Origin of the sequence: Cecembia lonarensis LW9 (genome assembly GCF_000298295.1) — a bacterium.
GTDB lineage: Bacteria > Bacteroidota > Bacteroidia > Cytophagales > Cyclobacteriaceae > Cecembia > Cecembia lonarensis.
Genome location: NZ_AMGM01000124.1, coordinates 1 through 9,028 on the forward strand (window position 1 = coordinate 1; position 9,028 = coordinate 9,028).

Annotated in this window: 9 protein-coding genes; 3 read left to right on the forward strand and 6 right to left on the reverse strand. The window is 40.7% G+C overall.

The genetic code is table 11. The features are described 5' to 3' along the window. Positions 1 to 78: 78 nt before the first annotated feature. The 6 genes from B879_RS19465 to B879_RS19490 all read right to left on the reverse strand — a co-directional run bounded on the left by B879_RS19465 (position 79) and on the right by B879_RS19490 (position 5,604). Complete coding sequence (locus B879_RS19465) at positions 79 to 1,266, reverse strand: hypothetical protein (RefSeq protein ID WP_009186938.1); 1,188 nt, start codon at positions 1,264 to 1,266, stop codon at positions 79 to 81. Positions 1,267 to 1,276: 10 nt separating this feature from the next. Next, a complete protein-coding gene (locus B879_RS19470; RefSeq protein ID WP_009186939.1) occupies positions 1,277 to 2,101 on the reverse strand; it encodes a type 1 glutamine amidotransferase in 825 nt (274 codons plus the stop codon). Between the two features lie 106 nt (positions 2,102 to 2,207). Beyond that, a complete protein-coding gene (locus B879_RS19475) occupies positions 2,208 to 3,314 on the reverse strand; it encodes a carboxylate-amine ligase (protein WP_009186940.1) in 1,107 nt (368 codons plus the stop codon). Between the two features lie 2 nt (positions 3,315 to 3,316). Then, positions 3,317 to 4,273 (reverse strand): ATP-grasp domain-containing protein, encoded by a 957-nt coding sequence (locus B879_RS19480; RefSeq protein ID WP_009186941.1) that lies wholly within the window; start codon positions 4,271 to 4,273, stop codon positions 3,317 to 3,319. Positions 4,274 to 4,284: 11 nt separating this feature from the next. Further along, positions 4,285 to 4,998, reverse strand: a complete 714-nt coding sequence (locus B879_RS19485; protein WP_009186942.1) for an esterase family protein — start codon at positions 4,996 to 4,998, stop codon at positions 4,285 to 4,287. Positions 4,999 to 5,088: 90 nt separating this feature from the next. Beyond that, a complete protein-coding gene (locus tag B879_RS19490; RefSeq protein ID WP_009186943.1) occupies positions 5,089 to 5,604 on the reverse strand; it encodes a gamma carbonic anhydrase family protein in 516 nt (171 codons plus the stop codon). Positions 5,605 to 5,735: 131 nt separating this feature from the next. Between B879_RS19490 and B879_RS19495 the strand changes: the two genes are divergently transcribed. The 3 genes from B879_RS19495 (at position 5,736) to dinB (ending at position 8,867) form a co-directional block, all read left to right on the forward strand. Beyond that, positions 5,736 to 6,455 carry a YceI family protein gene (locus tag B879_RS19495; RefSeq protein ID WP_009186944.1) on the forward strand — a complete coding sequence of 240 codons (720 nt, stop codon included), beginning with the start codon at positions 5,736 to 5,738 and terminating at the stop codon, positions 6,453 to 6,455. A gap of 79 nt (positions 6,456 to 6,534) precedes the next feature. Further along, on the forward strand, positions 6,535 to 7,782 hold the full coding sequence (locus B879_RS19500; RefSeq protein ID WP_009186945.1) for an anthranilate synthase component I family protein: 1,248 nt from the start codon (positions 6,535 to 6,537) through the stop codon (positions 7,780 to 7,782). After that, on the forward strand, positions 7,782 to 8,867 hold the full coding sequence (gene dinB / locus B879_RS19505; protein ID WP_009186946.1) for a DNA polymerase IV: 1,086 nt from the start codon (positions 7,782 to 7,784) through the stop codon (positions 8,865 to 8,867). The genes B879_RS19500 and dinB overlap by 1 nt, the downstream gene beginning before the upstream one ends. Positions 8,868 to 9,028: the final 161 nt, after the last annotated feature.

Sequence of the window (9,028 nt, forward strand, 5' to 3'; positions counted from 1 at the left end):
TAACAGAAAAAATTGATCATATCATCAAATAATCATAAAAACCTCTGGAAGTAATTTTCAGAGGTTTTTTCATGAGAATTACTCAAACAATCCAATAGTCCCACCGACCCAATCTTTATCTTTGTTAAATTTTACCCCGATCATTTCTCCACGGCTTAGTCGCACCACATTGGTCACCAATGTTGGGTCCTCATCTCCATCAGGCCATAACAACAGAATCCTGACTTCTGCTTTGACATAGCCTTCAATGGCTTTTAAGATCGGCTTGTATTGTACCTTGCGCTGAAGGATATACAGGTCTTTTTGTGTTACGCCTTCAATGTCTTCCCTATGGACATTATAAATCACACCTGCTCCTGAGAAGGAAAATAGGGGTTTCAAAACATAGTTTTCCAAATCCTCAGGAATTTCCTCCAAATCACTTAATAAGGTGCTTTCTATAAAGTAGGGACCAGAAAGATAGGGCAATATGAATTTGCTGATCCTGTAAAACCAATTGGGATGCCCAGCCCATTCTACATTCAGCTCATCCATAAAGGAAAATTGAAGGTTTAAGTCCTTTCGGTTTTCCAATTCATCAAAAATCACACGGTTATAAATTCTCTTGATCTGGATTTCTTCTCCTAAATCATTGAGGTAAAATAGCTGCTTGCCTTTTTTAATCACTTCAGTCACGCATATCACAGGCATTTCAAAGTCTTTCCTGCAGTAGTAAAAATCAATTTTGGTATTTTGCTTTTCAGGTTCAATTTCCAATAAAACCACATGCTTAGCCGGCAGCCCATTGAGGATGGTCTTTTCCAGTAGTTGATAGTAGGTGGTTTCATCCAAACCGTTCAAATAGGGGCTCAACTCCCTTAAAAATGGATAAGTATTGGTCCATTTCCTATATAAATGGGCCTGATAGTTGAAGATAGAAGGAAACCCTTGGGCTTCAATTAATTTGGGGATGATTTCTCCATTTTCTTCACAAATGCCAAAATCTATGGCCAAGAAATGGGTGTGTTCATTTTCATTTGGCACATGGTAATTGACCAAAAGGGATTTTTGTGTCAATACTTTAAAATCTTCTCTTTTGATAAAGTCAATGAGTTGTTGGCAGCCTTCCAGTAATTGGCTTTTCAACTTTTCGGAAATGAAAAATGGCGTCTCAGCCACCCTAAATGTTGGCAGGTAATTGAAATCTCTTTCAATATCCTTTAAAAATGACTGATAAGTTTCTTGGCTAAACTTACTGTTAAAAAGTTCACGGTACTTATTTACCATATGATTTCAATTAAACGAATATGCCTTCTTGTTCTCGAATTTTCCTGATGGACCTCCTTAGGAAATTGGGAATCAGTGTTTCATTGGTTTTATAGATGGTATGTTCTTCCACCACATGTTCCAACATCATGAGGTACTTTGTTTTGCCTTTTAAGGCAATAATTTCTTCCCGGACATCGGCCTTTTTCAAGTGAGTCATAAAACCCACTGGATCAGCTTCCGGATGAAACTGGGTACCCACCATTTCATCTGAAAAGCGAATGCCCATCAAAGCCCGCTCATATTCTAAATGATTTCTTAATTTTTCCAAAGCGATAATCTTGGCACCCATCTCTTTGAATTTTTTCACCTTTGGCTTCACTACCTGGTAATCCCTGGAGTCAATGGCCCAAAAAGGATTATCCAGACCCCTAAACAATGGGTCATCCATGCCCTCTTCGGTTTTGTGTATAGTCATTACACCAAAAGAGGTAGATTTTCGTTTATTCACTTCGGCCAAACCAAAATGTTGTACCGCCAACTGGAAAGAGTGGCAAATAAACAACATGTATTTTTTGTGTTTATTCCCCAGATTCCATTGGTAAATATCATCCAAAAGTTTTTCAAATTTGACTTCCCAAATACCGTCTCCCTCTAAAGGGTTTCCCGGCCCGCCAGAAGAAATAAAAAGGTTATAATCTTCAAAGTTAGGTAGTTCATGCTTTTGTCTTACATCATAGATATCCAGTACCAATTGGTTTTCAAATCTCCCCACAATTTCATGGATACAACGCATGCCCTGATTGGCCTTGCCATTATACATATCCAATAATGCTACCCTGATTTTTCCCTGCATGCCTTTGTTTATTTGAATGCAAATTTAGCGTAATAAACTGAGGATTATAAATCCATCCAATAATAGACCGCAATTGCTAATTATTTAATCGAAAGTTAGTTGTATATCAAATGCCTTTCGTGAATTCATCTGTAATGAAATCCACTACTTTTTTAAGATCTTTAGTTTCCTCGTAAACTTTGAGCTGACGGTCTGCCCCTGTGCCATCTGAGAGGATTTTATGAATGTAATTGATTTCATCCCTGCTGCCCAGTTCATCGACTACGTCATCTACAAATTCTAATAGCTCCAACATCAATGCTTTGTATTCAACTTCCTTTTTCTGACCAAAGTCTATCATCATTCCATCAGTTCCATACCTTGCCGCTCTGAATTTATTTTCTCTGATCAGGGCAATGCGGTAAATATTGAAACTGGTGTTCATTAGGTGCATTTTATACAATTTTGCCACTACAGCCTGAATCAATGCAACAATACACATCGTCTCATTAATGGTCAGACACATGTCACAAATTCGGAATTCTATGGTACTGAAGAAAGGATGTAAACGCAGGTCCCACCAGATTTTCTTCGGATTGTCTATGCAGTTGGTTTTTACAAGAGTTTCGAGGTAATTGTCGTAGGATTGAACGGAATCAAAATACTCCGGTAGACCTGTCCTTGGAAACTTGGCAAAAATATGTGCTCTATACGCTTTGAAGCCCGTAAACCTCCCTTCCCAAAATGGAGAGTTGGTAGATAAAGCATAAATGTGAGGAAGGAAGTAGCAGGCCTGATTCATGATCTGCATGGCAATTTCCCTATTTTCAATACCCACATGTACATGCAGTCCAAAGATCAGATTGGACCTGGCCGTATCCTGCAGCTCATTGATGATATGATGATAACGGGGATCATCAGTGATGGGTTGGTCCTGCCATTTTGAAAATGGATGTGTCCCCGAGGCACCCACAATAAGGTTTTGCTGGGCTGCCAGGTCTACAATTTTATTCCTTAAAAAGCTCACTTCCTTTCTGGCATCTGCTACATTTTGGCAGATGTTGGTCCCAACCTCAACCACCGATTGGTGCATTTCAGCTTTGACCTGTTCCTTGAGGAAAATTTTTGCCCCTTCCACTATCTTGGACATATGGGACCTAAGGTCACGGGTTTCCGGATCAATGATCTGGTATTCCTCCTCTACACCTAGGGTAAAAATAGGTAATTTTCTCATTATCAGAACCTTTTGGCCATACTTACTGCATCTTTCATGAAAGTGCCCCAGGTAAGGTTGATTTTTCCAGGTTTTTGGGATTTGGCATAGGCAATTGCCATTTTTGCAGCTTCCTCCACTACCCAGTCAAAATTTTCCTGCCCCACAGAATTCACATCCGCATCCGGAGCTGGGTTGCCAAAATCTATGGCATAAGGTATTCCATCCCGCACTGCAAATTCTACAGTATTAAAATCATAGCCCAAACCTTGGCATAATTTAATAGAATAATCTTTTACTTTGGCCAACAATTTTTTTGCTGCCGGTGGTCTATTGACCACATACCTGAGGTGATGGGGATTGCGGGGTTCGTACTCCATGAGCCGGACGGCCTTGCCACCCAAACAGTAGACCCTGAAATATTCCTCAAATTTGATTTCCTCTTGCAATAGCATCACCAATTGTCCCGTTTCACGGTGCTTTTGGAAAAACTCTTCCTGATTTTCCAATCGGTATACATTTTTCCAACCTCCACCAGCATAGGGTTTCATGTAGGCAGGAAAGCCTATGTAATCAAAAATAGCCTGCCAATCCAAAGGCATTTTAAGATTTCTAAATGATTTGGAAGTCGTATCCGTAGGATGCTCAGCGGAAGGTAAGATCACGGTATTGGGTAAAGGGACTCCCAACTGGTCGGCCAGACAGTTATTGAAGAATTTATCGTCCGCACTCCACCAAAAGGGGTTGTTGATGACGGCCGTTCCTGTTAAGGCAGCGTTTTTTAGATAGGCACGGTAGAAAGGCACATCCTGTGAAATGCGATCGATGATGACAGCATATTCTGTCAATTGGTTCTGAACAACCTTATCGATCAAAACAGGTTCTGCTACAATACCGCTAATATTTTTTTCATTCACTCTCTCGACAAAAGCGTGGGGAAAAGTGTCCTCCATACCAAAAAGGATTCCGATTTTTTTCATAAAGTGCTATGTTAATTAAATTTTATTCTGGATAAATAATGAGGAAACATTTCTTTCCACACGGGCCAATCATGATGCCGGTCTCTTCTGACATCCAGCCAATGCCTGACGCCCTTGGATTCCAAAACATCACTAAGTTTTACATTTGCATCAAAGCAAATATCCCAATTGGAAGTGCCCAGTACAATGTCCATATTCCATAATTCCCTGTCCTGAAGACCTGGCAAAAATTCCATTGGTGAATTGTAGAAAATATCCTCATGCTGATAACCGTCCATGAAATTTCTGATTTCAAAAGCACCCGACATAGAAAACATGTGGCTTACATAGCCAGGATGTCTAAAAGCAAAGTTGGCAGCATGGTAACCTCCAAAGCTACAACCTGCAACAACCACTTTTCCCACTGCTGTATTTAGCCTCACCCTTTCGATGATTTCATGGCATATCATTTTGTCATAAGCAATATGATTTTGTATCCTGTCGTGAGGGTGGATATGTTTATTGTAAAAACTGTTTCTATCATTGCTTTCCGGACAGAAAATTTGAACCAGGCCTTGGTCCAGGTACCATTTGGCAGAACCAACCAAACCCATGTCCCGGTTTTCATGGAAGGAACCCATGGATGTGGGGTAAATAATAACAGGGTAACCACGATGCCCAAAAACCAACATTTCTACTTCCCTGTGCAGGTGAGGGGAATACCACTTAAAATATTCTTCTTTCATAAAATTGCGAATCAGCGATGATTAAAAATAGGCTGCTTTTTGTCTATTTACAAAAAATTTCAGACATGTTTTTTTATACAAAATTTTATTTCATTTTTCTTTAAACCATGTGGCATACATAGGGTAATTTTTGGCTGTACGTTGAATAACTTCCATCATTTCAGGTCCGGTTGATTTTATTTTTTTGGCAGGCGTACCGGCAAAAATGCTGTTTGCCTCAACAATGGTACCAGCGAGGACTACTGCTCCTGCTGCAATGACTGCACCCGAGTGTACTACCGCCCCGTCCATTATGATGGCCCCCATACCCACCAAGACATCGTCATGTATGGTGCAACCATGGACAATGGCATTATGAGCTATCGATACCCTACTGCCTATATATGTTCCTGCTTTTTGGTAAGTGCAATGGATAATGGCCCCATCCTGTATATTGGTGTCATTCCCAATCCTAATTTCATGTACATCTCCTCTTACTACTGCATTGAACCATACCGTACAGTTCTTTCCCATCTTCACATCACCAACTACCGTAGCATTGTCTGCCAACCAACAATTTTCACCAAATTCTGGGCTAAAACCCCTCACTTCTTTTATTAATGCCATGCCTTTATCAATACCTATTTTTAACAGTAATCAAATCAAAGATATTTTTTTTTGGGAAACCTTGAACCTTTTTTCTACGTTTTAGTTTTGATGTATAGACATTTAAATTCCGAAAACTAAACAGAAAACTTATGAAATTATTGCAAAAAACAGGTTTGTTTTTAGCAGCCACTATTATGGCTTTTGCTTGCGGAGGACCAAGTGATACCGTAGAAACGACAGATGCACAGGATGTAGCTGCAGGTTCTGGATCAACCTTGGCGGTAGATGCTTCTACAAGTAAAATCAATTGGACAGGCTATAAGCCAGCGGGTAAGCACTGGGGTTTCATTCCTTTAACCGAGGGTGAAGTAATGGTAGAAGGCGAGTCTTTGACAGGTGCTAGATTCGTTTTTGACATTACAGCGCTAAAAATTGAGGACATGGAAGAATCCAATGAAAATTACGGCAAGCTTTGGGGGCACCTCCAGTCTGATGATTTCTTTGATGCAGCCAACTATCCACAAGCAGTATTTGAGTTGACTGGTGTAGAGTCATTTAGTGCAGGTACTATTGAGGACAAAGACGAATTTGAGACAGATTTTACCCCTGCAAGCGATTCAGATTTGGCTGCTGATAATCCTACACACTGGATCTCTGGTAACCTGACCATGAGAGGAACTACCAAAAATATCAAGTTCCCTGCTAGAGTTTCCATTGCAGATGGCGCTGTAACAGCCAAAGCAGGATTTAACATTGACAGAACTGCTTGGGGCTTGGCTTATGGAGATGAGAGCAATGCTGTTGACAAAGCTAAAGATCAATTTATATATAACACAGTAAGCGTTGAATTTGATATCAAAGCTAACTAATCCAACTATTAAATTAATCAAAAAAAGGGGAAGCTGAAAAGTTTCCTCTTTTTTTGTGTCTATTGTTTAATTTTGTGCTATGACGAATCAATACCGTATACCCATTCCAATAGGGAAAAAAGATTGGTTATTTTCAATATTGAATTGGTTGGATGCTCATTTTGACTATTTTTCATGCTTTCAAAACCATCAAATACATTATCCTGAGGGGGCATTTCCTTTTTGTCTTTATGCTGGAAGGCAAAAAGTAAGTGCTGAAAAGTTCTCAAATTTTGAAGGAACGCAGGATTTGGTAGGGGTGCTTTCCTATGATTATAAGAATCAGATTGAAAAACTTTCTTCCCTTAACCCAGCTTTAGTAGACTGCCCGGAGGTGGCCTTTTTTCTTCCCAGTATGAAGATTGAAAAGGAGGGGGAAGTATTGCTGGTCCACAGTGAAGAGGAATTGGATTTTTTAGATTTATTTGAGTATGATTTTGCATCTAACCCGCCTGTAAAAGTGATTCCCCTTACGGATAGACGGAAATATTTTGAGGACATTCAGGCTATTCGAAAGCATATAGAGGAAGGGGACATGTATGAATTGAATTATTGCATGGCCTTTTCCTTTGAAGGAAAAAGCTGGTCTCCTGTAGTAGGTTTTTATGAACTCATGAAGTTGTCGCCCATGCCGTTTTCAGGTTTGTTTAAGTTTGGAAGCAAGTTTTTGATTGCTGCTTCTCCTGAACGGTTCTTGAAAAGGAAGGGAAGGGAGGTAATTGCCCAGCCGATCAAAGGAACCATCAAACGGGGGAATGATCCGGTAGAGGACAAGGCTCTAGCGGAACAGTTATTGGAGTCTGAAAAAGAAAGGGCAGAGAACTTGATGATTGTTGACTTGATGCGCAATGATTTATCCAAAATCTCGGAAACAGGTGCGGTGAAGGTAATTGAACTGTTTGGCGTGTATCCTTTTTCAAAAGTGCATCAGATGATATCAACCATAGGAAGCACCTTAAAGGATCAAATGAATTTCTGGGATATCATACATGCCACTTTTCCCATGGGAAGCATGACAGGAGCACCAAAAATCAAGTGCATGGAATTGATAGAAAGGTATGAGAATTTTAAAAGGGGGTGGTTTTCGGGTGCCTTTGGTATTTTGCAGTCCAATGGTGATTTCGACTTCAATGTGGTCATCAGAAGCATTGTTTTTGACAGTGCTGCCCAAAAGGGGTATTTTGCAGTAGGGAGTGCGATTACTTATGATGCGGACGCTGCCTATGAATGGGAAGAATGCCACCTTAAGGCAGCTGCCATTTTGGAAGTTTTGGAAAAACGAAGCTAATGGAAAAGGTCAGGAAAATAATCCATGTGGATATGGATGCATTTTATGCTTCTGTGGAGCAAATGGATAATCCTGACTTGAGAGGCAAACCGGTAGCAGTAGGCGGTAACAGGGAGCGCGGGGTGGTAGCTGCTGCCTCTTATGAGGCAAGATTCTATGGCGTTCGCTCAGCCATGTCAGGAAAGCTTGCAGCCTTAAAATGTCCCAAATTGGTTTTTGTCAAGCCCAGGTTTGACCGATATAAGGAGCTTTCGAATCAGATCCGGGAGATTTTTTATGACTATACTGACCTGGTAGAACCCTTGTCACTGGATGAAGCCTTTTTGGATGTGACGGAAAACAAGGTCAATAATCCCTCAGCCACCTTGATCGCCCAGGAGATCAGGGGCCGGATAAGGGAAGAAGTGGGACTCAATGCTTCGGCAGGTATTTCTTATAATAAGTTTTTGGCCAAAACAGCTTCAGATATCAACAAACCTAATGGTCAGGCGGTAATTTTACCGAAGGAAGCTGAGGCTTTTTTGGAAAAACTTCCCATTGAAAAGTTTTTTGGAATTGGAAAGGTGACCGCTGAAAAAATGAAGTCCATCGGTATCCACAATGGGCATGACCTAAAGCAGTTTTCTATACAGTATCTGACCAAAAAATTCGGCAAGTCAGGACTTCATTTTTTTAATATCGTGAGAGGTATTCATCTTTCGGAAGTACAGCCCAACCGTATCCGTAAATCCCTGAGTGCGGAGAATACTTTTGAAAAAGATCTTAGTGATAGGGTAAGCTTTGAGGCGGCCCTCCTGGAAATTTTTGAAGAGCTGAAAAGGAGGATCAATAGGACCGGTATCAAAGGCAGGACGGTGACGCTTAAAATCAAATATTCGGATTTTACGATTCAGACCAGAAGTAAGACTTTCGAGCAATATCCCGAAGAGCAGAAGATTTGGGAAACAGTGATGGATCTCTTGCAGCAGGACGCCCTTGCTTTGCCTGTGCGGCTTTTTGGTATCGGACTGTCCAACCTGAATGTGGAAATTGAACAGGAGCATTTTGGTGAACAGCTTTGGATAGATTTTGACGGAGAGTTATGAAATTGGGTGGAAAAAGAGCCAAGTAAAAAGTAAGAAGGGAAAGTACCATGTACCAAGTACGATGTACCAAGTAGGGGGAAGGAGCTTGTTGACGGTTTGGTAGGAGGCTAGAGATTAGATGCGAGATACAAGAGTTTAGAGGTAAGAAGCAAGAATCAAGT